This is a genomic window from Campylobacter sp. LMG 17559, from assembly GCF_024723605.1.
GTDB lineage: Bacteria > Campylobacterota > Campylobacteria > Campylobacterales > Campylobacteraceae > Campylobacter_D.
In genome coordinates, this window is sequence record NZ_JANQCZ010000007.1 from 33,459 (window position 1) to 56,903 (window position 23,445).

A 23,445-nucleotide genomic window follows, 5' to 3' on the forward strand; every position below is an offset into this window, starting at 1 on the left:
AGAGTTATTTTAAAACTTTTTGCTAAATTTTGATTTTATTTTGTAAACTAAGGAAAAATAATGGCTTTTGAAATTTGTGAGAGTAAAAAAGAAGATTTGGAAAAAATTTTAGAATTACTCAAAGAACTTGCTATTCATGAAAATATGCTTGAAGATGTAAAATGCACAAGCAAAGAACTTGAAGAATCATTCTTTAAACATGAATACGCTAAGGCTTTGAGCCTAAAGGTTGATGGTGAGATAATAGGCTATGTGATGTATTATTTTACTTTTTCATCTTTTTGGGGCTTGGGTGGGTTGTACTTAGAAGATATTTACATACAACCAAAGCATAGAAAAAAAGGTTATGCTAGAGCTGTTTTTAAATATCTAGCGCAAATTTGCAAAGAAAAAAATCTTAAACGCTTAGAGTGGGTTTGTTTAAATGATAATGATTTGGGGATTGAATTTTATACCAAGTTAAATGCAAGACATATGAGTGAGTGGAGAACTTATCGTTTAGAGGGTGAAAATTTAGAAGCATTGATGTGATGAATAAACGCAGTTTGTATTATCTAAAAGCTTTTGGTTATGAATACTTTGATGAACAAAAGCAAATTAGACATTTTAACTTAAGTTTTAAAGAATTAAACGAAAGAGTAGAAACTTGCAATCTTTGTCATTTTTCTAAATTAAGAAAGTATAGTTTAATAGAAAAAGAAGCCAAAAATGCTAAAATTCTGATTTATCAAGCTTTTATTGATAAAGAAGAAAACGAAAGTGGAAAGTTTTTTGCTTCTAAGAATAAACAAGAGTTTTTAAGATTATGTAAAGAGCTTTTAAATTTAAAAGAAGATGAGATATATTTTTCTTATATGTTTAAATGTTTTAGTAATTTTAAAATAGATGATCAGGCGCTAAAATTATGCTTGCCGTTTTTTTATAACGAGCTTGATTTTGTAAAAGCAAAGATTATTTTATGTCTTGGTCAAGAAGCTTTTGCAAGTTTGGGTTTTGAGAACTTTCAAAAATACAAAGGGCAATGTATGCGTTTTAATAATGCTTTGCTTTTGCCAAGTTATGATTTGAATTTTTTGAGTAAAAATCCTAGCTTTTATGCTGAATTTATAGAAGATATTAAAAAAATAAAAGGTTATTTATGAGAAAAAGTTTAGTTTGTTTGATGATGAGTTTTGTTTTAACTTTAAGTGCTTTTGCGAAAGAGCAAAAACCATCGCCCATAGAACCTAGTGAGTCTTTTTATCCTAATTTAGAATTTCAAAATTGTGATAATGATTGTTTATTTACTTTGTTAGAAACAGGACTTTATTTTAATTTCTTATCAAGATTTAACAATGATAATGCAAATGAACTTTTGGTTAATATTTATACTAAACTTTTAAATTCCATCATAGATTTTGAAAAAAGAATTCAAAAAAATGCTAGTGTAAAATTAGCTATTATTATACCTGAGCAAACGATTAAAAGCTATTCTAACACTATTATAAACTCAAGCATAGCGTATTTATTAAGACAAAGAGCGCAAATAAAAGTAAAGGTGTTTTTAATAGGCACAGAAGATGAGAACAAGATAACTAAAGCTTTTAAACAAGCTCAAGAAGAAAAATTTAATTATATTATCGCAGGTTTTACAGATAAAGGTGTGAAAAATTTATTAAAAGAAAGCCTTGATTTAAATGTAAAAGTTTTCATACCTACTGCACATAAAAGAAATTTTGATACGCAAAATGAAAATGTGTATTTTGGAAGTATAGACTATCAAAAACAAATTCAAAAACTTTTAGAATACTCCAATGGTAAAAATATTATTTTTTCAGATGGAACACCTTTGGCAAATCGCTTAGATGAGAATGTTTTAAACATAGGTAATGGTAGCGAGAAAATTTATACTATTAATAGTTCTAAATTTGATTTTAGAAGTATTTTAAATCAAAATAGAAGTTTTCAAGATTCTAGTATTATTTTAAATACTTCTTTGATAAAAACAGCACTTATAAGCTCACAAATAAGAACTTATGATATAGAACCTTTTGTGTTATTATCAACTCAGATTAATTATAATCCTATTTTGCTAAGCCTAACGCAAATTAATGATAGAAAAAAACTTTTACTAGCAAATTCCATTTCTAATGAGGATCAAACTCTAAGCTATCTTAATGAGCTTTTTTCGCAAAATATTAATTACAACTGGATAGCGTATGCAACTAGCGTGGGGCTTGATTATTTTTATACGCAGTTTTTAGATAAAGACTCTCAAAGAATTTTCGATGAGAGTTTAAATGATAATCAATTTGACTATAAGGTTAAAATCATACGCTCGCAAGGCTTAGGTTTTACTCCTTTGTAAGATCAGTAAAAACCTTAGTTATAGCCTCATCTATAGGGGCTATTTTTTCATTTTTTAAAAAGGCTAGGGTAAATTCAGCCTCAAAAAGCTTGGTGCTATCTTTGTAAATCTCTTGTTTTATACAAACTGAAGCTTTTTTAAGCTTTGTGATAAATGTTTTTACTTCTATAAGATCTCCAAGTTTAGCAGGTCTTAAAAAGCTACAATTTGCTTTAGTAAGTAGGAAATGTCCTTTGCTTTTATCAAAAATTTTTGCGTTTTTTTGAAAAAATATCTCACTTCTTGCTCTTTCGCAAAATTTTAAGTAGTTGCTATGGTATACCACTCCACCCGCATCGGTATCTTCATAATAAATTCGTATTTGCATTTAAAAATCCTTTTTTGTTTTTTATAATACATTATATTTAAAGTAAATTGAATATCAAATATGAATTTTAATCATTAATATTCTGTCTTAAATACATTAATAATTAGATATTATTCTATAATTTTTATTTTATATTTGGAAATTACATGAAAAAAGTGAAAAATAAAACTTTAGCCGAACAAGTATATGATGAACTAGAAAGAAGAATAGTTTTTTGTGAAATAGAACCTGGTAGTATTTTAACAGAACAGGGCATAGCAAATATGCTTGATGTTGGACGTACGCCTGTAAGAGAAGCATTATTGTTGCTTTCAAAACGTTATTTGGTGAATATATCAAAAGCAGGAATAATGGTTCCACAAATGAATGCTTCTTTACAAATGCAACTTTTGGAAGTAAGAAGAGTTATTTTGAAACTTTGTATAGAATGTGCTATAAAAAGACTTACTGAGGATGATAAAAAAGCTATAAATGAACTTTTAAATGAAATTGAAAATTATGATGAAATAAATTTTTTATCATGGCTTGATAAAAGACAAGATGTATTAGCTAAAGCTTCTAAAAATTATTTTATTTACGAAGAATTGAGAAACGTGCAAGGGATTTCAAGGAGATTTTGGTATCGCTATGCTCAAAATAGTCAACATGATATTGTAAAAGAAAAACACAAGAATATATTAAAAGCTGTGTATCAAAAAAACACAGAAAAAGCTTTGGAATATGTTGATGACATTATTGATTATTTTGAGAATTTTGTTAAACAATATTTGATTTGATATAATCATATAATAAGTATATATTCAATTTTAAAACTAAAACTACCTTACTAACTTATTTGATGTTTTAATCATAGGGATATCTTTTAAATATATTTACCAATATTCACATATTTACATGTTTTTTCAAGGTAAGAAAATATATAATATATTTATTGTCGGCATTAAGTATTTATTAAGTTTTTTTCCTATAGACTTGAAAATATAACAATACAAAAAGGAGTTGTATGTCAAGTAAAATAGCGGTTAAAACAAGATTATTCCCCTCAAAATCTCCATTAGAATGGGCGGTTGTATCAAATAATATTTTATATACAGCACAAATTCCTATTGATAAAAATGGAGAGGTTGTTACTGGTGGTATAGAAGCGCAAACCAAGCAAGTTTTTTCAAATCTTATTCATACTTTAGAATGTGCTGGTTCTAAATTAGATGATGTGTTACAGATTTTAATTTATGTTACAAAAAGAGAAGATTTAAAATTTGTAAATTCGATATATTCAACCTATTTCAATACAGTTTATCCAAATAGAGCTGCATTTATTGTTTCTGGTTTGGCTAGAGAAGAAATGCTGGTTGAATTTGTAGTTTATGCGCAAACTCATAATTAAAATTATAAAGGAGATAAAATGTTAGATTGTACTAAGGGTTTATATATTAATGGTCAATGGGTAGAGGGTGTTAATACTATAAAAAATATTAATCCATCTGATATTGATAATGATCTAGGGGATGTAGCACAGGCTGATAAAAAACAAGTAGAGCTAGCTATTGATGCTGCTAAAGAGGCTCAAGTTTCTTGGGAAAAAACTCCTTTAGAAGAAAAGGCAAATTTGCTTTATAAAATCGGTGAATCTTTAATGAATAGAAGCGATGAGATTGGAAAAATCATATCTTTAGAAGAAGGAAAAACAAAAATAGAAGGAAAAGGAGAAGCGTTTAGATCAGGTCAATTTTTTCAATATTATGCAGCTGAAGTATTAAGACAAATTGGGGAAAATGCAGCGTCTGTAAGAAGTGGTGTTGATGTTGAGATTACAAGAGAGGCTGTTGGTGTTGTTGGTATTATTTCTCCTTGGAATTTCCCTATTGCAACAGCTTCTTGGAAAATAGCTCCTGCTCTTTGTTTTGGTAATAGTATAGTATGGAAACCAGCTAATACCACTCCAGCTTCTGCTGTAGCTTTGGCTGAGATTATTCATGAGCATGGATTGCCAAGCGGTGTATTTAATTTAGTTTTAGGTAGTGGTGGAGAAGTTGGTGAGACTATTATTAATTCTAGAAATATCAACGCACTTTCTTTTACTGGATCTGTTGATGTTGGTAGAAAAATAGCACGTGCTACGGCTGCAAATTTTGTTAAATGTCAATTAGAAATGGGTAGTAAAAATGCCTTAGTTGTTATGGATGATGCAGATCTTGATCTTGCTGTTGAGTGTGCTATTGCAGGAGCTTTTTCAGGTACTGGACAAAAATGCACAGCAAGTTCTCGTTTGATTGTTATAGAAAGTATTCACGATGCTTTTGTTGAGAAAATGGTTTCTAGAATGAAAACATTAAAGGTTGGCCATTGCTTAGATGATGGAATTTTTATGGGACCAGTAGCCGATAATAAACAATTTGAATCTAATTTCAAATGGGTTCAAAGAGCTAAAGATCTTGGAGCGGAATTGGTATTTGGTGGTAAAAAATTATCACTTGATAAAAATGGTTACTATATGTCTCCTACTTTATTTATTAATACTAAAAATGATTGGGATGTTAATCAGGAAGAAATTTTTGCTCCATTAGCATGTGTGATTAAAGCAAAAGATTTACAAGAAGCTGTTGCGCTTAATAATGGTACTCGTTTTGGATTGACTTCAGGGATTGTAACATCGAGTTTAAAAAATGCAAACATATTTAAAAAAGAAGCAAAAAGTGGTTGTGTTATGATTAATCTTCCTACAGCTGGAACAGATTATCATGTACCTTTTGGAGGCAGAAAAGAATCTAGCTTTGGTCCAAGAGAGCAAGGTTCTTATGCGAAGGAATTTTACACAGTTGTAAAAACAACTTATGTAAAAGCTTATTAAATGTTGTTTACAAAAAGGAGGTGGTTATGTTTGGGAAAGATATCATTATAGATGGTTTGCAATATTGCAAATGGGATAAAGAATATTTTAAATTTTTAAAATCAAGTGGTGTTAGTGCTGTGCATGTTACTTTAGTATATCATGAAAATGCTAGAGAAACACTCACTAGATTTGCCCAGTGGCATAGATTTTTTGAAGAATTTAATGAATATATATTGCCTGTTTTTTCAAGCGAAGATATTTTAAAAGCAAAAGCTCAAAATAAGGTAGGGATTTTTTTTGGAGCGCAAAATTGTTCTTTGATTGATGATGAAATAGGGTTAATATCTGTTATGAGACAGCTTGGTTTGTTGATTATGCAGCTAACTTATAATAATCAAAGCTTATTGGCTACTGGTTGTTATGAAAAAAACGACAGTGGTATTACTCGCTTTGGCAAACAAGCGATTGAAGAAATGAATAGGGTTGGTATGATTGTTGATATGTCTCATAGTAGTGATAGATCAACATTGGAAGCTATTGACATATCGTCTCGCCCTATATGTATATCTCATGCTAATCCTAAATTTGCGCACAATGGATTGCGAAATAAAAGCGATGAGGTGATAAAAGCTTTAGCTAAGAGAAAAGGTTTGATAGGTTTGTCTTTATATCCTTTTCATTTGCCAAATGGAAGTGATTGTACATTGGATGATTTTTGTAAAATGAGTGCTGATTTGGCAGATATGATAGGGGTTGATCATATAGGTATAGGAAGTGATTTATGTTTAAATCAACCATTAGATGTATTAGAATGGATGCGCAATGGCAGATGGTCTAAGATAAAAGATTATGGCGAAGGTAGTGCTACTAATTCCACATGGCCTAAAAATGTGTCTTGGTTTAATGATTCTAGTGGCTTATATAATATTTATAAAGGATTGATTAATTATGGGTTTTCTGAGAATGATGTAAAAAAAATCATGGGTCTTAATTGGCTTCATTTTTTACAAGATGGCTTAAAAGCTCAAACTTGCTAAGGAGTTAAAATGTTAAACAGTGCTCCTAAAAACAATACTCGTATTGATAAGTTGACTTTAATTTGTAGTAGTGGATTTTTGATGATATTTGTTGTAATAGCTTTAATTGATTCAAAGTTACTTAGTGCGATCGTTGAGTTTGGTTTTAATGTCTCAGCAAAATACTTTGGTGCATATTGGCAAATTTTACTACTTTTGACTTTTATTATTGGGATCGGGCTTAGTTGGGGAAGAACAGGCGGCGTAGTTTTGGGTAATATTAAAAATCCTGAAATGAGTACATTTCAATGGATATCTATTATTATGTGTACTTTACTTGCAGGCGGAGGTGTTTTTTGGGCTGCTGGAGAGCCTATAGCTCATTTTGTTTCTCCATCTCCTGTATTTGGAAATACTAGTAATATTTTTCAAAAAATCACAGAAGCTCTAGCGCAATCTTACATGCATTGGAGTTTTTTATCTTGGGCTGTTTCTGGAACTATTACCACAATAGTGCTAATGTATTTACACTATGAAAAAGGCCTTCCTTTAAGACCTAGAACTATTCTTTATCCTATTTTTGGTGATAAAGTTATACACGGATGGATTGGTTCTTTAATAGATGCTTTTTGTATTGTGGCTGTTGCTGCTGGTACTATAGGACCTATAGGATTTTTAGGTTTACAAATTTCTTATGCACTAAATATGATTTTTCAAATACCAGATAATATAATCACTCAAATGAGTATTATTATTTTGGCTATTTTAGTTTATACTATATCTTCACTTAGAGGTTTAGCAAAAGGCATTCAAATTCTTAGTAAATGGAATGTTATTTTAGCTGTAGGTTTGATGTTTTTTATTTTTATTTTTGGTCCTACAAAATTTATTTTGGATGTTTATGTTCAAGGTGTTGGAACTTTGATACAAAATTTTATACCTATGGCTACTTATAGAGAAGATACTGTTTGGCTTGCATCTTGGACTTTGTTTTTTTGGGGGTGGTTTTTAGGATATGGTCCAGTATTGGCTATCTTTATTGCTAGAATTTCAAGAGGTAGGACTTTAAGAGAGCTTATTATAGCTGTAAGTATTTGCGCACCAATTATTACAATGTTTTGGTTTACTATTGTTGGTGGAACAGGATTGTATTTTGAGATTGAAAATCCAGGCAGCATAAGCTCTGCTTTTAAAGGTTTTAATATACCTGCTGCATTAATAGCAATCACACAGTCATTGCCATTGTCAACATTTATTTCAGCATTATTTTTGATATTGGCAGCTATTTTTATTATTACAACTGGTGATTCTATGACTTATACTATGAGTGTTATTGTTAGTGGGAACACTGAACCTAGTAAACTTCTTAGAGCTTTTTGGGGAATTTTAATGGGGGTATTGGCAATTATTTTAATATCTATCGGACAGGGAGGAATTTCGGCTTTACAATCATTTATAGTAATTACTGCTGTACCTGTTTCATTTATATTATTACCAACCTTATGGAACTCTATACAGATTGCAATTAAAATGGCAGATGAGCAAAATTTACGTTAATACAAAAAAGGAGACAAAATGAAAAATGATATGAAATTAAGAAGTCCACAAGAAGTCATGTCTTTAGAAAGACTGGGCTCTATGCACTCATCTAGACTTAGTTTTACTAGAACTTTGATGAGGAAAATTGCTCAAGAAAAATGGGTATTAAAAAATATTTTATGGGATTTAGATGATAAAGGATTTGGTGATGTAATATATCAAGTTAGAACACCTCATGGAATATATCATCTTGTTATATTCGCTAATTATATAAAAGATGAAGAAAGAAATGATAGAGTTATAGCAAATAAGTGGGATGTTACTTTTACTTTTGTAAATGGAGAGATTGATAGTGGATTATTGACTGTTTTAAAAGAAAATGTTCCACTGCAAGAAGCTGGTAGAAATTTTAACAATGCTTTTGTTTTAGCAAGGGCTAATAAAAGTGTAAGAATTTTTGAATATATTGTTAATTCTTTAGCTAATGGAAAACAACCTGATTTAGATGAACTAGCTAAAGTTGGTTATATATTAAGAACCACAGCTGTATATGGAAGTGGAAAATTTGGAATTTCTGATTTTGATAATCTGCAAAAAAATGGAGATTTTTCTCAGTCATTTTCTGCTGAAATGTGCGCTGTTTATATTGTAAGGCAATTTAGTTTAGATTGGGTAAATTATATAGCCAAACAGCGTGGTGGAGATAAAGCTGTAGAACTTGATAGAGATATTCAAAGATATTTAGGTGTGGGAAATGCTACTGGACTTGGTATGGCTCCTTATTTGATTAAACACCCAAAAGTTGTTGATAATTGGCTTTATCAAAGAGAATTAGCGTTGTCAAAAGTTATGCAACAAAAGCTTGATATGAGTAAGGCTAAAGAATTGATTGATTATTTAAAAAGAGCAAGTTTACATCTTAAAGAAATAACAACAATAGATTCAAGGCAAGATAATTTAAACAAAATAGCTTCAAGTGAGCTTTCTTATATAGTAAAAGAAATAAAAACAAAAATAAATGCTTCTATGGTTATTGAGGAATTTGTAGAATATACAAAAAAATATTCTTTGGAAGCACAAGAAATCGTACTTTCGTGTTTATTAGAACTGTATCCTGAATTAGTTGATATACACGATAAAATGATGACAATCGATGAAACTCCATTAGAACTTACTGGTGTTAAAATTTCTGAAATTAAAAATGTAATAGAGAAAAAATATGATTGGGCTTTAGGTATTAATTTTGAAAATCCTGAAAATAATTATTGGTTTTGGTATATATCTGAAGAAAAAGAAGAGCCTAGGCTTGGAGTAAGAGGTATTGATAATGGAGATGAACTAGAACAACCTTTAGATATTGCTAGGCAAGTGGTTAAATTTTACAATGCTTTAAAAAATCAGGATGATTATTTACATATAAGTAAATTTTTACTAGAAAACCCTTGTTTTACATCTATAGCTAGAAGAGCTTGGACTATGGGAAACTGTGCAATGGGTGATATAAGAGCTAATGTTTTAGCAAAAGACTTTTTGCCTATGCATCTTTTAAGAGCTAAATTGTCTATGTTTGGTGTAACAAAGTATGATCCAAGATCAGATAGATGGGTTCAAGTGACATTGTTTCAGAATGCACCTTTAATGGATGAAATTCATGCTAATGAGTGGATGTTTCCATTATTGCCAAAAAATAAGCATAATGTTTGTGATTTATCTAATAATAATGTTTATGTTTCCAAAAACGAACTTAAAGCTGCTTGTATTAAAGCTTATAATGGATTAAAATTAAATCTTGGAGAAGCTGATTTAATTGCATCTATGGTTATTGACATGCAAATGGCTGGATTAAATGGATTGTCAAATTTTCTTAAAGCTGCGCCTTATTTGAAAAGCGACAATTTAGATATAACATTAAATATTACAAATGAGTATTTAAGTGTTGATCTTAATCATCATAGCATATTATGTCATATTCAAATTATTATTGCGTATGCGCTTGATTTTTTAAATCAATATAATTCTTTAAATATAAAAATTTCAAAATGTTATAATAGGTGTTTTGTGTATTCTCAGTTAAAAAGATTATCAAATAAAAATTTATATGTTAAAGCTTATTGGTATGACATAAAGCAATCTCAGTATGTGGAATACTTTATAAAAAATAATGAAGATTTTCCAGATATTTTAATGAAAAATATACCTTGTAATTTAGATGAAAGAGCGCTTTATATTGAAATTTCTAAAAATCCTTTAATCAGAAATGATGAGAATGTAAGTATTTCTCATGATATTATTGAAAAAAATTACGAAGAGAGTGTTCAAAAAGGCATCTTGCTACAAAAGAAAGAATGGGAGGAACTGTTGAAATATACAAAAGGAATTATGGTTCAATCTAGTGAGCAATCAAGAAAAGATGCTGGAGGTGTGGTTGAATCCTGATGTTTATGATATTGCAATATAATTATATTGCAATATCATGATATAGGAGTTAAAATTGAATTTAAAAAATATTTTTTTGATTGTTTGTTGTACGCTCAGTTTTGCTATAAATGCAAATGCGTTAAGTGAGGGTAAAGAGTATATTACTTTAAAAACACCTATCCCAAATGCACAAAATTCTCTAATAGAGGTATTTTCTTATCGTTGCATTCATTGTTACACCCATCATCAATTTCACACTTTAGCAAAGGTTAAAGAGGTTTTGCCAAATTTAAAATATGATCTTTTTTCGGTAAGTTCTATGAGTGAGTATGGTGGGGCTTTAAATGAGATGTTTGCTTTAGCTTCTTTTAAAGAAAAAGCTTTAGGTTTAGATGTTACTAGTGAAAAAAGTCTTACTTATAAGCTTGCTGATGTGTATTTTGTAAGTCATTTTGAGCAAAAGTTAAATTTAAATAATCTTGATTTGTTTTATAAAATAGGTTTAAATGCTATCGGTTCTAGTAAAGAAGAATTGCAAAAATTTTTACAAACTAAAGAAGCCAAAGAGCTTTTAGTTGCTTATGATGTGGCTAATGAAATTTCAAGAAATTATGGCACGCCTGCTTTTGTAGTAAATGGTAAGTATCAAATCAATCCTGAATACATTACTTCTTTAGAAGAACTAATCCGTATAGTTAAAGAACTTTCAGTTAAGTAATGCCTTTATTTTAAAGGTGTTATTGATCTTAATAAAGGACAAGCATGAAAATTAAAAAAATCATCAGCTTAAGCTTGCTAGCTAGCGTGGTTTTAGCGCCAAATTTAGCTTTAGCTGTAGGCGGAGCAAGTGGGGCTAAGATAGACTATCATGTGCAAGGACAAATTGGAACCATAAAGCTTAATCCTTATGGTTTATCCCCGCTTAGTGCTGTGATTGTAGATGGAGGATATGAGTTAAGCGATGTGAGTGTGACTATAGTTCCAAAGCCAAATGGACAAACCATATCTTATAAGGTAAGTTCTAATAAAATTAAAACTTATGGAGGAATTCCTATTTTTGGGCTTTATCCATCATATTTAAACACAGTAAAAGTAAGCTATACTAAAAGTGCTTTTGGAAAAAGTGAAAAAGTAATAGATGAGGTATATAAAATAGCAACAGGTGGGGTAAATATAGAGCCAAGTGGAAGTCTTGTGCAAAGAGGTGTGCCTTTTGAAAAAGTGGAAGTACTTAAAGTAGATAAAGAATTTGAAGATAGATTATATCTAGTAAATAATACTCCAGGAAAATACAGCGCAAAAAGCTCTCAAGCTATATGGAATAACCCAAGTGGTGGTGCTTTAGAATGGGATGAGGCTTCTAATGCCTTCATTGTCGATACAAAGGGTGAAATTCGTTGGTATTTAGATAATGATAAGCTAATGGATAAAAACAATATTTATAATCGTGGTATTATGATGGGCTTTAGACAAAATTCAGATGGGGCATTAAGCTTTGGGTTTGGTCAAAGATATGTAAAATATGATTTAATGGGTAGAGAAATTTTTAACCGCATTTTACCTTCTTCTTATATAGATTTTTCTCATTCTATGAGTCAAATGCCAAATGGAAATTATCTTTTAAGAGTAGCCTTGGCTAATGTTAAGCGTCCTGATGGTAAAAATGTGCGCTCGGTGCGTGATGTGATATTAGAGGTTGATAATAATGGCAATGTGGTAGATGAGTGGAGGCTTTTTGAAATTTTAGATCCATATAGAGCTAATATTATCAAAGTTTTAGATCAAGGTGCGGTTTGTTTAAATGTAGATGTTTCAAAAGCGGGTAAAACTCTAAGCAATGAAGAATTAGCCAAAATGGATACAAGTGAAATTTTTGGGGATATAGCAGGCACTGGAGTAGGGCGTAACTGGGCTCATGTAAATAGTGTAGATTATGATCCAAGTGATGATAGCATTATCATTTCAAGTCGTCATCAAAGCGCTATTATAAAAATCGGACGTGATAAAAAAGTAAAATGGATATTAGGAGCACATAAGGGCTGGGGAGAAAAGTATAAAAAAGCACTTTTACAACCCATTGATAAAAATGGCAAAAATATAATTTGTGAAGATGATTATAGCAAATGTCCTGGTTATAAAAATAAGGAAGGTGGCTTTGATTTTACATGGACACAACACACTGCTTTTAGAATAGATGAAAAATCTAATAAAAGATATATTTATATTACAGCTTTTGACAATGGTGATGCAAGAGCTATAACACAACCTGCTTTTGCTTCGATGAAATATTCAAGAGCGGTTGTATATAAAATAGATCAAAAAAATAAAACCGTAGAGCAAATTTGGGAATATGGCAAACAAAGAGGCAATAAATGGTTTTCACCTATTACTTCTTTAGCTGAGTATTATAAAGATAAAAATTCGATTATGGTTTATAGTGCTAGTGCTGGTATGGCTTTTGATTTAAGCAAGGGTGTTGCTATAGGAGAACCAAAACCTGAAATAGATGAGTTTAAATGGGGAGCTAAAGAACCTTCAGTACAAATTCGCTTTAGTGGAGCAAGTACTGGTTATCAGGCTATGCCTATTGATTTAGAAAAAGCATTTAAATAAAAAAGGGCTTTAAAACAAGCCCTTTGATTTTATAAATATCCTGCACCTAAAGCTAAGAAATAACCCACTATACAAGAAACAATTACACCAATTAAACCTGGCAAGATGAAGCTGTGATTGATAACAAATTTACCTATTTTTGTAGTACCTGATCTATCAAATTGTATAGTTGCAAGATCGCTTGGATAGGTTGGTAAAATATAATATCCATAACAAGCTGCCGCAAAAGCAATGATAATACCTGGTTCAACACCAATTCCTAATGCAAGTGGCACAAAAGCTGCAATTGCTGCTGCTTGAGAATTAACAAATTTAGAAATTAATAAAAGCATAACTGCATAAGTCCAAGGGTGTTCTATAACAATATTTCCTAAAGATTCTTTCATCATAGGAGTGTGTACTGCAAACATAGTATCTGCCATCCAAGAAATTCCAAAAACAGCTACTAAAGCTATCATACCTGATTTAAAGATTTCATTTTTTGCAATTTTACTTGCATCAAGCTTAGTAAAGATGATAAGTGCCGCACCTGCTAAAAGCATGAACATTTGAATTACTGCAACCATATTCATAGGTTTAGTAACGCCTTTTGAGGTAAATTGTGGCCTAAGTTCTGGGAAGGCTCCAAGTATAGCCACTATTGCAATAGCACCTAAGAAAATCCACATAGCTACCCATTGAATAGTTGGAAGTTTTTGTCCAAGAAGAGTTTTGCTATCACCATAGATGTATTCTCTTTGTTCTGGATCTTTAATTCTAGCTTGAAATTCTTCATCTTTATCAAGATCTTTTCCTCTAAACCAAGAAAAAATTCCTATAGCTAAAACGCCCACTAAAGTAGAAGGTATAGTAATAGCAAGTAAATCTACATAGCCATCAAATCCTGCTAAAGGATGTTTATTAATTTCTGGATTTAAAAGTAATGCGGTTAAACTTACAACAGCAACTGAAACAGGACTTGCTATAACTCCAAGTTGAGAAGAAATGCTAGAAGCAGCCATTGGTCTTTCTGGACGAATGCCATTTTTAATAGCAATGTCATAAATAATAGGCATCATAGTATAAACAACATGTCCGGTTCCACAAAGCATGGTCAGAAAGCAAGTTACAAAAGGAGCTAAGATGGTTAAAAATTTAGGATTTTTTCTTAAAACTCTTTCTGCAATTTGCAACATTACATCTAAACCACCACTAGCTTGTAAAGTTGCACTAGCAACAACAACAGCTAAGATAGTAAGCATAACATCAATAGAAGGTTTTCCAGGTGCTACAGCAAAACCAAAACTTAAAACTAATAAACCTATACCGCCTAGTAAACCAAGAGCGATACCGCCTTTTTTTGCCCCATAAAAAAGACAAATGAGAACTACGGCTAGTTGGATACTAAATTGAGTGCCTTCGCTAAGGCTAGTTAGCATTTCCATACTCTCTCCTTGTTTTTAAAATATGCGAGAGTATAGTGTAAGTTTTATTAATAGTAAATAAAATTTTTTCTTATTTAAATAAATATTTACCAATATTTTGAATTTGTTTGTCAAAATATTGGTTTTTTGCTTATTGGTAATTTTTTAAGACAGCAAAAAGAATTTTGCTGATTTTTTCAATAGAAGCTATTTCACATTTTTCATCTGTTGAGTGAGGGCTATGGATATTTGGGCCTATGGAGCAACATTCTAGCGGTTGTTTTTCACTTATAATACCACATTCTAAACCAGCATGTATAGTATAAAGCTTGGCGTTTGGATTTTCTTTTTTGAAATAACTTAGAATTTCTTCTCCAAAATTAGTATCTTTGTTAGCCCAAGGCGGATAAAAATTTGCACTTGAAACTTCACAATTTTGCATTTTAAAATAAGTTAAGGTTTCAAATTCTATATTTTTAAGCTCTTGTAAATCATTTGATCTTGCAAAAAGTTCAAAATGAAATTTACCTTCTTTTTCATAAGCTAACGAAAGGTTGATACTCGTTTGGACTAAATTTAATTGATGATTAAAAGTTCTAACACCTTGTGCAAAAGCATTGATAAGATTTAAAATGATTTGAGAATTTTTATAATATGTCCTTTTGATTTTACCTATATAATTCACTTTAAAATGATTATTTTCTTTTGGGGGATTTTTAAAAAATGCTATGATTTTAGCATGTTTTGGTATAGAGTTGATTCTCTCACCTGCGTTAAACTCACAAAGCTCACCTTGGTTTTGAGTGATAAAATAACTTGCTTCTTTAATAGAAGATTTAATATTTTTTACTATATCAATCCCTGAATGTCCACCTTTAAAATCAATTGCCTCTATTTCATAGCATTCACCTTCTTTTTCGCCTATTTCTAAGTTTAAGCTAGCAAAAATATCTACACCACCAGCACAACCTATAACAACTTCATCATCACTCTCATGATCTAAATTTAACAGCTTGTTTGAAATCAAAATGTGGGTAAGATTATTTGCTCCACAAAGTCCAACTTCCTCATCATTGGTAAAAAGACATTCGATATTTTCAAATTCTTTTAAAGCTTGCATCATTAATGATACTCCTATGCCATTATCTGCACCTAAACTCGAGTTTTTAGCCTTTAAATATCCATTTTCTTCATACATTTGTATATTTGGAGCTTCTCCCATGCAAACCATATCATAATGACTTTGTAAGCAAATTTTAGGTTTTCCTTTATATGCATGGATATTGCCCGCTTTATCAACACTTACTTGGCAGTTTTGACTTTTAGCAAAGTCAATGAGAAAATTTTTTAATTCTTCGGTTTTAAAACTACAATGAGGTATTTGAGTAATTTGTTTAAAATTTTGTATAATTTCTTGCATAAAATCTCCTTTTTATTGTAATTATGGCATATTTTTATATAGATGAGGTTTAAATGAAAATTTCTAAAAAGCAAATTAAATTATTGATAACTTTATTAAAAGATCCAAAGAAATTTTTAATTGTACTTTTTTTGTTTGCTTTTGCTTATATTTTAAATTATGATAGTGGCTCATATATTAATGCTAAAGTAAGTCGTGTAGTAGATGGAGACACTATTGAGGCTAAATTTGAAGATGAAAAGCTTAAAATCAGACTTTTTGGTATAGACGCGCCTGAGAGTGATCAAGCCTATGGAAAAATGGCTACGCAATTTTTAAATGCAATTGTCTTGAATAAAGAAGTGGTTTTGAATGTAAAAGATGAGGATAAATATGGTAGAATTTTAGCCATTGTGTATTTAAATGATAAAGATATCAATCAAGTTATGGTTAAAAATGGTTTTGCTTGGGCTTATGAACATTATAGTGATTTATATGTAAATGAGCAAAATTATGCCAAAGAAAATAAAAAAGGCTTATGGGTAGATGAAAATCCTATAGAGCCTTACAAATGGCGTAAACAAATAAGATTAAAATAGGAAAAGAGATGTTTAAAAAAATATTTTTCATTGGATTTTTAGCATTATTTTTTGGCGGTTGTTTTGTAAATGAAAGAGGAATTTCAAACCGCTTTTATGATGATTGTAAAGAATATTATGATGCAAGCGGGACTTACCATAAAGAATGCCCAAAGAATTGGGTGGATTTACCTTTAACCCCCGATTCCTTTTAAAACAGCATTTAATTCCTCTGGAGTAGCATCTTGCTTGGAGGTTTCTTGTTGGTTTTGACTGCTAGAGCTTGTGCTTTGACTTTGTTTTAATTTAAATATATGATCATCTGTGGTGATTACTTGAAAAGATGCATCGAAAATTTTAATATCATTTACAAAGCCAACTACTTTAACCTCTCTTTTTCTTGAATCATCGCTAAATAGAGCGCTTGCTTCAAGATTTAAAACATCTCCAACTTTTAAAGGCGCATAAAAAAAGCTTCTTGAGCCTATTAAGACGCTAAATTCTTTATTGATTGCAGCTTGAGCTATATAATTTGCCGCATTAAATACAAAACCACTATGCACTAATCCTAGCTCATCTACTGCCATATCATGGGTTGTGATTAAGATACCTTTAGCAAAGTTTTTTTCTATATGAGAAATACTTCCTGCTAAAGCATTATTTATCCCTGGACAAGTGATAAGTTCTGATTTAATGCGATTTAATTCTTCAGGGTCTATTAGCTCTTCTATAGTAACAGCACTTACTGTTCTTGCCATTTTTACACCTTTAATTTAACATAAACTCTTTTTGGTGCTTCATAGCCTTCACAAGTTAAATTTGAGTCATTTTCGTCTAAAAATTGATCTAAAGAATAAGAATCAATCCATTGTGTTTTTCTTTGTTCTTCAAAATCAGTTTGTTTGGTTGCTATAACTTCAAATTCACTAAATCCAGCTCTATAACACCAATTTCTTAAACCCAATATCGACGGAATGAAAAAAATATTTGGTATTTTTGAATAAGTTTTTTGAGGGATAAGTGCAATTTCTCTTTCATCTTCTATATACATAGTATCTAAAAAGACTACGCCATCTTTATTTAAAGATTGCTTGAGTTGTTTTAGCATGGCTATAGGATCACTGCGATGATAAATTACGCCAAGACAAAAAATTACATCAAATTTTATGCCATAATTTGGTACATCAGCCACACCTAAAAGTTCATATTGTATAGGAGTTTTTACAATAGAGTTTAAAAGTAAAAATTGTAAATAATACTTTATAGAAGGATCAAAACCTATGAGTTTTGAAGGATTAAATTCAAGCATTTTAAACATATAATAACCATTATTGCAGCCAATATCTGCAACTATTTTGCCTTTGATCTCTTGCATATATGGTTTTAATATATTAAATTTTATAAAACTTTGCCATTCTGTGTCTATAAATAAATCATTAATTTTAAAAGGTCCTTTGCGCCAAGGTTTTAATTCTAAGGCAATACTATTAATTTCATCATCTAAGCTTTTATCACAAAAAATATCAAAGCTATCATTTATAAGATAACTTGATTCTTGAATTTTGATACTAAGTTTTTGGATTTTTTCATATAAAGGATGTTTTAAAACTTGCTTTAACAAAGCACTATCTTGCATATTTTTCCTTGAAAAACTCCCTTATTTGGGAGTTTTTTTATTGAAGCAAACTTGCTAGTTTAGTTTGCAACATTACATTTGAGTGAGCATTTGCAAATAAAAATGCATTTTCTTTTAAGTAGTTTGCATTAAAATCATTGATATTTTGTGCTAAGTCATTATTTTGCAATTTGCTTTCAGCTTCTTTAGTATTAATGCTAGTTTGCAAAGATGAGTTGATGTTAGAATGGATAGCATTAATCCCAGCACCAATATCTGCGCGTAAAGAACCTACTTGATCTTGAAAATCGCGAATTCCATCTTGGTTTTCAAGACTTAAGTTTGCTGTGCTTGGTTGATTTAAATTAATACTTTCAACCCCAGCTCCAACAACAAAATCCATACTTTGGAAGACATTTTTTCCATTAAAAGTTGCATTTGAAAATGCATCATTGATTGAACTTATAAGTTTATTTGCTTCGGCATTTAGCATACTTTTTTGTCTATCATTTAATGCAGCACTATTTGAGCGTACTGAAAGTTCATTAAGTCTATCTGCAGTAGCTGAGATATTATTTAGCGCTGAGTCTGCAATTTGCAAAACACCCACTGAATCATAAGCGTTTAAAATACCTTGATCTATAGTGCTATACTGACTTCTTAAAGAATCAGCTATGGCTAAATTTGCCCCATCACTCCCGTCTATAGCACGCATTGCGGCTATATTTTCTAAAGCTTTTTCTTGGCTTTTTTGAGCTTGATTTAAGTAATGGTTTTGTTGAGTTGTTCCTATGTCGCCTATTTTCATCTTTGACTCCTTTTAAAGACTTATTTTATTATATCACTTTTTTGTTTTAAAATTTAAAAAAAACAAAATTACTTGTGATAACATGATAATTTTCATCACAACTTCACTTGCACCATGAATTTTTATAAATTCTTGAGTCTTAGTTGCTTCTTCTCCTAAGCTTTGCGCTTCTAAAACATAAGCAGTGAAGTAAAATACAAAAAGCAAACTTAGTGCCAAAATGATTAAAGAAAGCATAAATTTTGAAAAATTTATTTTAAAAGTTAAATTTTTATCCTTAAATGAGAAAATTTCCATTAAAATAGATAAAACACTCACGCCTAGCAAAACATAACCAAATTGCACAAAAATGTGTGTCATTAAAAGTCCGCTTTGAAAATGAGTTAAAACCCCTTCGCCTATGAATTTAGCAGGATAAAATATAGTCGGAGCTAAAAATACACCTATGCTAATTTCAATCCCAATTAAACTTGCTAATAAAAATAAATATATTGATTTCATATTTTCTCCTATAAAAAGATAATTATAGTCTAATTTTTTAAATTCCACGCAACAAAGGTTCTATCAAATCCATTATAATCTTGATAAAAAGTAGCTTTAAAATCATTTTCTTCTAAAATTTTATTTAAAATTGCTTTTTGATCATAACCAAACTCGCACGCTAAGACTTTTGTGTTATGATTTTTGGCAAAAAGGATAATTTCATGTAAAATTTCCCAACCTTTGTCCCCGCCAAATAAAGCATTATGCGGTTCATTTTGCACCCATTTATCCAAAGGATAATTATTTTTTATATAAGGTGGATTAGAAAAAATAAAGTCAAATTTTCCTTGCATATTTTTAAAATCACAAAGTTGAAAATCAATCAAATTTGAAACATTATGAAAATCTGCATTTTTTTTAGCAAGCTCTAGTGCTTTTGGATTAATATCGCAAGCTTGTATGAAAATTTGCTTTAACTTTGCTAGAGAGATACTTAAAATTCCACTCCCAAAACCAATTTCAAGTATATTTTCAAAAGAGTTATGATCTAAAATTTCTAAGCATCTTTCAAGTAATATTTCACTATCAAAACGCGGTATTAAAACACCTTTTTTAGTAAAAAAATCTAAACCATAAAACTGTGTTTTTTGAAATAAATACTCAAAAGGTTCGCCATTTAAAAATCTATCTACATATTCTAAAAAAACTTTTTCATCGATTTGAAATTCAGGATTTAAAAAAATCCAAGCCTTATCTTTTTGCAAAAGCTCACAAAGAATAAAAAGTATATATTCTTTGTGAGTAGGATCTTTTGCGTAAGCTTGCTTTAAAGCTTGTTTGATTGAAATCATTGCAAAGCTTTGATTCTATCATAAATACAAGGATGACTTAGATGAAAGAAAGTATAAATTTTACTTGTTTTAACAAAGGCTTTATTTTCTTTTGCTAAAGCTATGAGAGCATTTTTCATATCTTCTTTAGAGCTTAGTTTTGCTCCATGTAAGTCAGCATTAAATTCATTTTTTTGACTCATTTTATTAAGTAGTGGAGAGATAATAAAAGTAAAAATATTTCCAAAAATCAATAAAAGCGCAAAAACTCCAGCATTAACCCCATCTAAATGACTTTCAATATAAAAAAAGCTTGGTAAATGTGCAAAGATAAAAAATAAAGCAAAAAGCATCAAAGCACTAGAAAATAACATTTTTAGTAAATCTTTATGCACAAAATGACCTAGCTCATGACCTAAAACAGCAATGAGTTCTTTTTCTTTTAAAGCATTTAAAAGTGTATCAAAAAGCACCACTCTTTTACTTTTAAATAAACCGCCAAAATAAGCATTTAATCTTTTATCCCTTTTGCTTGCATCAATAACATAAACACCATTTGCACTAAAGCCACATTTTTGCATTAAATTGGTGATTTTTTCTAATAAATTCTCATCTTCAAGTTTTTTCATTTTATTAAACATAGGTGCAATAAGCGTAGGGTAGATGAGATTTATAATAAGTATGATTATAAAGCTTAAAGCAAAAGCAACAATCCACCAGTATGTGCTAAAAAATTCAAAACAAAACACTAAAGCATAGATGATTAAAAAGCCAAAAATAAGCATTAGGGCTAAAGATTTAATGCTGTCTTTAATAAAAAGTGCTAAAGTCATATTTGAAAAGCCGTGTTTTTTATCTTTTATAAAGCTTTCATAATAACTAAGTGGTAAATTTAAAATACTAATAATAAATAAAAATGTAAGTAAAAATAAAGTATTTTCTAAAGTAGAATTTTCTTTGATGAAAATTTCTTTTAAATATAAAAAGCCAAAGCTAATCCAAGAAATATTAATCATCAGATTATAAAGATTAGAAAAGATTTTGTATTTTTCATTTTCTATGGCGATATTTGCAGCATTTTTATAATCATGCTCATTTAAAATAATTGCTTGTTTTTCTCTTTCTTTTTTTAAAAAAGAAATTTGCATATAAGATATAAAAACCAAAAAGGCCGTGTAAATACATAAAATAGTTATTAAAGTCATAATTTTTCCTTAAATAAATTTGAGTAATTTTATCTTATTTAAAATATATAAAATTAATCAGTGCTTTCACTTTTTTCCAAAACATCAAAATAAGCTTCTTCTAAAATACTAAGTTCATTTTCTAAGGAATTTAGCTTTTTATAAAGGGTATTTATACCTAGCTCTTGATAGATTGCAGGATTGCTTAGGGCATTTTTGATTTCTTTGATTTCTTCTTCTAATTTATGAATTTTATCAGGATATGAGTTTAAAATTTCATTTTCTTTATAGCTTAGTTTTTTACTCGATTTTTCTTTTGTTTTTACGCTTGCGGTGGTGTTTGTTTCTAAGCTTTTAGAAAATTCTTCAAAGTCTTTATATTCTTTTTCATTTTCTAAATATTCACTATAAGAAAGAACTTCTATATTAATATTTGCATTATCTTCAAAAGCATAAAGTTTAGTTGCTATTTTATCAACAAAATATCTATCATGCGAGACAAGCAAAATCGCACCTTCAAAAGAAAGTAAGTATTCTTCTAAGATATTAATCGTAGCTATGTCTAAATCATTTGTTGGTTCATCTAAGATTAACACATCATATTCTTTAGTAAAAAGTAAGGCTAGGGCAACTCTGTTTTTCTCGCCACCACTTAACACACTCACACTTTGCTCTAAAAATTCTTTTGGAAATAAAAATTGTTTTAAATATCCATAAACATGCATATTTTTACCACGCACTTGAATATGATCACCGCCATTTGGGCAAAAAATTTCTAAAAGTTTTTTATCGGTATTGAGTAAGCTCCTACTTTGATCAAAATAGCCTATTTTAACTTCACCTCTTTTAATTTCCCCGCTATCAAGTGGAATTTGATCAAGTAAAATCTTTAAGAAAGTAGATTTCCCACAGCCATTTTTACCTACTATGGCTATGCGTTCACCTTGTAAAATTCGTGCATTAAAGTCCTTAAAAAGTGTCTTGCCTGCTATGGATTTTGAGATATTTTTAAGTTCAAAAAGCATTTTTTTGCGGTTTTGACTTTGGGTTTGGTTGAAATTTTTACTTGCTCTTTTGATTTCAAGCTGTAAGCGTTTGATAGCCCCTGGGTTTTTCTTAGCCTCTTCGCGCATTTTAAAAATGCGTTCTTTGCGTCCTTCATCGCGTTTAAGTCTAGCTTTAACTCCTCTTCTTAGCCATTCTTCCTCGCTTTTTAGTTGCTTAAGTAAGGTTTCATGACTTTTAGCTAAGGAAGCTAAAATAGCTGCTTTTTTTTCTAGATATTGTGTGTATCCGCCTTCAAAAACGCTTAATTTTCCTGCTTCTATTTCTACGCATTTTTGTGCTATTGCATCGATAAAATATCTATCATGAGAGATGAAAATAACACACATTTTAGAAGCTTTTAATCTTTCTTCTAAAAATCCACTCATATATACATCTAGGTGGTTGGTTGGCTCATCAAGCAATAATATATCAGGATTTTTCAGCAAAAGCGTGCAAAGCCCTACACGTCTTATCTCTCCTCCGCTTAAAGAGCAAAGTGTTCTGTCTTTATACTCTAATAGTTTAAACTCTTCTAGTATTCTTTGTATTTTTTGGTCTAAATTCCATGCATCTTTTGAATCTATAAATAAACTTAATTCATCTACTTTCTTTAAATATTCTTTATTTTCAGGATCAAGAGCTAGTTTTTCATTATAGTTTTCAAATTCTTTTAAGGCTTGATAAATTTCTTCAAGTTCTTTTTTGATGGCTTCGCTCACACTTAAGGTGCTTTCAAAGCTTACTTGTTGGCTTAGCATGCCTATGCTAGCATTATTTTGTTTAATCACTCTACCGCTATCTAGTTTTAAAGTTCCCATAAGGGCTTTTAGAAAGCTTGATTTTCCTTCGCCATTTTTGCCTATAATGGCGATGTTTTCTCCTAAATTTGCACTAAAATTTGCATTTTCTAAAACTATTTTTGTATTAAATTTCTTATTTGCGTCAATTAAATCTATTAAAGCCAA

23 protein-coding genes are annotated in these 23,445 nt (G+C 30.0%); 13 read left to right on the plus strand and 10 right to left on the minus strand.

Going from position 1 to position 23,445, the window contains the following annotated elements:
- Positions 1-57: 57 nt before the first annotated feature.
- Genes CAMP5082_RS04955 through CAMP5082_RS04965 form a run of 3 tightly spaced genes read left to right on the plus strand, consistent with a single transcriptional unit; the run spans position 58 to position 2,347 of the window.
- Positions 58-531, plus strand: a complete 474-nt coding sequence (locus CAMP5082_RS04955) for a GNAT family N-acetyltransferase (RefSeq protein WP_153801293.1) — start codon at positions 58-60, stop codon at positions 529-531.
- On the plus strand, positions 531-1,142 hold the full coding sequence (locus CAMP5082_RS04960; RefSeq protein WP_337206084.1) for a uracil-DNA glycosylase family protein: 612 nt from the start codon (positions 531-533) through the stop codon (positions 1,140-1,142). The genes CAMP5082_RS04955 and CAMP5082_RS04960 overlap by 1 nt, the downstream gene beginning before the upstream one ends.
- The gene (locus tag CAMP5082_RS04965) at positions 1,139-2,347 is read left to right on the plus strand and encodes a hypothetical protein (RefSeq protein ID WP_337206085.1); all 1,209 of its coding nucleotides are present in this window, start codon (positions 1,139-1,141) and stop codon (positions 2,345-2,347) included. Before CAMP5082_RS04960 ends, CAMP5082_RS04965 begins: the two co-directional genes overlap by 4 nt.
- Here CAMP5082_RS04965 and CAMP5082_RS04970 read toward each other — a convergent pair.
- Entirely contained in the window at positions 2,334-2,714 is a 381-nt protein-coding gene (locus CAMP5082_RS04970) for a YbgC/FadM family acyl-CoA thioesterase (RefSeq protein WP_337206086.1), read from the minus strand. The genes CAMP5082_RS04965 and CAMP5082_RS04970 overlap by 14 nt on opposite strands.
- Positions 2,715-2,860: 146 nt before the next feature.
- Between CAMP5082_RS04970 and CAMP5082_RS04975 the strand changes: the two genes are divergently transcribed.
- From CAMP5082_RS04975 to CAMP5082_RS05010, 8 genes are all read left to right on the plus strand, one after another.
- Entirely contained in the window at positions 2,861-3,490 is a 630-nt protein-coding gene (locus CAMP5082_RS04975; RefSeq protein WP_263663994.1) for a GntR family transcriptional regulator, read from the plus strand.
- A 227-nt stretch (positions 3,491-3,717) separates the two neighbouring features.
- Complete coding sequence (locus CAMP5082_RS04980; protein ID WP_337206087.1) at positions 3,718-4,101, plus strand: RidA family protein; 384 nt, start codon at positions 3,718-3,720, stop codon at positions 4,099-4,101.
- 18 nt (positions 4,102-4,119) lie between these two features.
- The gene (locus CAMP5082_RS04985; RefSeq protein WP_263678874.1) at positions 4,120-5,565 is read left to right on the plus strand and encodes an aldehyde dehydrogenase family protein; all 1,446 of its coding nucleotides are present in this window, start codon (positions 4,120-4,122) and stop codon (positions 5,563-5,565) included.
- Between the two features lie 26 nt (positions 5,566-5,591).
- A complete protein-coding gene (locus CAMP5082_RS04990) occupies positions 5,592-6,584 on the plus strand; it encodes a dipeptidase (protein ID WP_263678876.1) in 993 nt (330 codons plus the stop codon).
- A gap of 9 nt (positions 6,585-6,593) precedes the next feature.
- On the plus strand, positions 6,594-8,120 hold the full coding sequence (locus CAMP5082_RS04995; RefSeq protein WP_214126123.1) for a BCCT family transporter: 1,527 nt from the start codon (positions 6,594-6,596) through the stop codon (positions 8,118-8,120).
- Positions 8,121-8,138: 18 nt separating this feature from the next.
- Complete coding sequence (locus CAMP5082_RS05000; RefSeq protein WP_337206088.1) at positions 8,139-10,538, plus strand: DUF3726 domain-containing protein; 2,400 nt, start codon at positions 8,139-8,141, stop codon at positions 10,536-10,538.
- Between the two features lie 55 nt (positions 10,539-10,593).
- The gene (locus CAMP5082_RS05005; protein ID WP_337206089.1) at positions 10,594-11,238 is read left to right on the plus strand and encodes a thiol:disulfide interchange protein DsbA/DsbL; all 645 of its coding nucleotides are present in this window, start codon (positions 10,594-10,596) and stop codon (positions 11,236-11,238) included.
- 44 nt (positions 11,239-11,282) lie between these two features.
- A complete protein-coding gene (locus CAMP5082_RS05010) occupies positions 11,283-13,133 on the plus strand; it encodes an aryl-sulfate sulfotransferase (RefSeq protein ID WP_337206090.1) in 1,851 nt (616 codons plus the stop codon).
- 29 nt (positions 13,134-13,162) lie between these two features.
- Here the strand turns inward: CAMP5082_RS05010 and CAMP5082_RS05015 are convergent, their stop codons facing one another.
- Positions 13,163-14,557, minus strand: coding sequence for an anaerobic C4-dicarboxylate transporter (locus tag CAMP5082_RS05015; RefSeq protein WP_263663985.1), 1,395 nt, complete (start codon positions 14,555-14,557; stop codon positions 13,163-13,165).
- Between the two features lie 130 nt (positions 14,558-14,687).
- Positions 14,688-15,956 (minus strand): M20/M25/M40 family metallo-hydrolase, encoded by a 1,269-nt coding sequence (locus CAMP5082_RS05020; protein WP_337206091.1) that lies wholly within the window; start codon positions 15,954-15,956, stop codon positions 14,688-14,690.
- Positions 15,957-16,009: 53 nt separating this feature from the next.
- Here CAMP5082_RS05020 and CAMP5082_RS05025 point away from each other — a divergent pair, with 53 nt between their 5' ends.
- Together CAMP5082_RS05025 and CAMP5082_RS05030 are read left to right on the plus strand one after the other, a co-directional pair.
- Positions 16,010-16,534: a thermonuclease family protein gene (locus CAMP5082_RS05025; RefSeq protein ID WP_337206092.1), complete on the plus strand. Its 525-nt coding sequence runs from the start codon at positions 16,010-16,012 to the stop codon at positions 16,532-16,534.
- 8 nt (positions 16,535-16,542) lie between these two features.
- Complete coding sequence (locus CAMP5082_RS05030) at positions 16,543-16,728, plus strand: hypothetical protein (protein WP_039668212.1); 186 nt, start codon at positions 16,543-16,545, stop codon at positions 16,726-16,728.
- Here the strand turns inward: CAMP5082_RS05030 and CAMP5082_RS05035 are convergent.
- The 7 genes from CAMP5082_RS05035 to CAMP5082_RS05065 are packed head-to-tail and all read right to left on the minus strand — an operon-like array spanning position 16,708 to position 23,445.
- Positions 16,708-17,271: a hypothetical protein gene (locus tag CAMP5082_RS05035; protein ID WP_263663982.1), complete on the minus strand. Its 564-nt coding sequence runs from the start codon at positions 17,269-17,271 to the stop codon at positions 16,708-16,710. The genes CAMP5082_RS05030 and CAMP5082_RS05035 overlap by 21 nt on opposite strands.
- 2 nt (positions 17,272-17,273) lie before the next feature.
- Complete coding sequence (gene cmoB, locus CAMP5082_RS05040) at positions 17,274-18,149, minus strand: tRNA 5-methoxyuridine(34)/uridine 5-oxyacetic acid(34) synthase CmoB (RefSeq protein WP_337206093.1); 876 nt, start codon at positions 18,147-18,149, stop codon at positions 17,274-17,276.
- A gap of 37 nt (positions 18,150-18,186) precedes the next feature.
- On the minus strand, positions 18,187-18,936 hold the full coding sequence (locus tag CAMP5082_RS05045) for a flagellin (protein ID WP_337206094.1): 750 nt from the start codon (positions 18,934-18,936) through the stop codon (positions 18,187-18,189).
- 33 nt (positions 18,937-18,969) lie between these two features.
- Positions 18,970-19,437 (minus strand): DUF4149 domain-containing protein, encoded by a 468-nt coding sequence (locus tag CAMP5082_RS05050; RefSeq protein WP_039628182.1) that lies wholly within the window; start codon positions 19,435-19,437, stop codon positions 18,970-18,972.
- Positions 19,438-19,466: 29 nt separating this feature from the next.
- Positions 19,467-20,267 (minus strand): HemK/PrmC family methyltransferase, encoded by an 801-nt coding sequence (locus tag CAMP5082_RS05055; protein WP_337206114.1) that lies wholly within the window; start codon positions 20,265-20,267, stop codon positions 19,467-19,469.
- On the minus strand, positions 20,267-21,454 hold the full coding sequence (locus CAMP5082_RS05060) for a M48 family metallopeptidase (protein ID WP_337206095.1): 1,188 nt from the start codon (positions 21,452-21,454) through the stop codon (positions 20,267-20,269). Before CAMP5082_RS05060 ends, CAMP5082_RS05055 begins: the two co-directional genes overlap by 1 nt.
- 53 nt (positions 21,455-21,507) lie before the next feature.
- Positions 21,508-23,445 carry an ABC-F family ATP-binding cassette domain-containing protein gene (locus CAMP5082_RS05065; RefSeq protein ID WP_337206096.1) on the minus strand — a complete coding sequence of 646 codons (1,938 nt, stop codon included), beginning with the start codon at positions 23,443-23,445 and terminating at the stop codon, positions 21,508-21,510.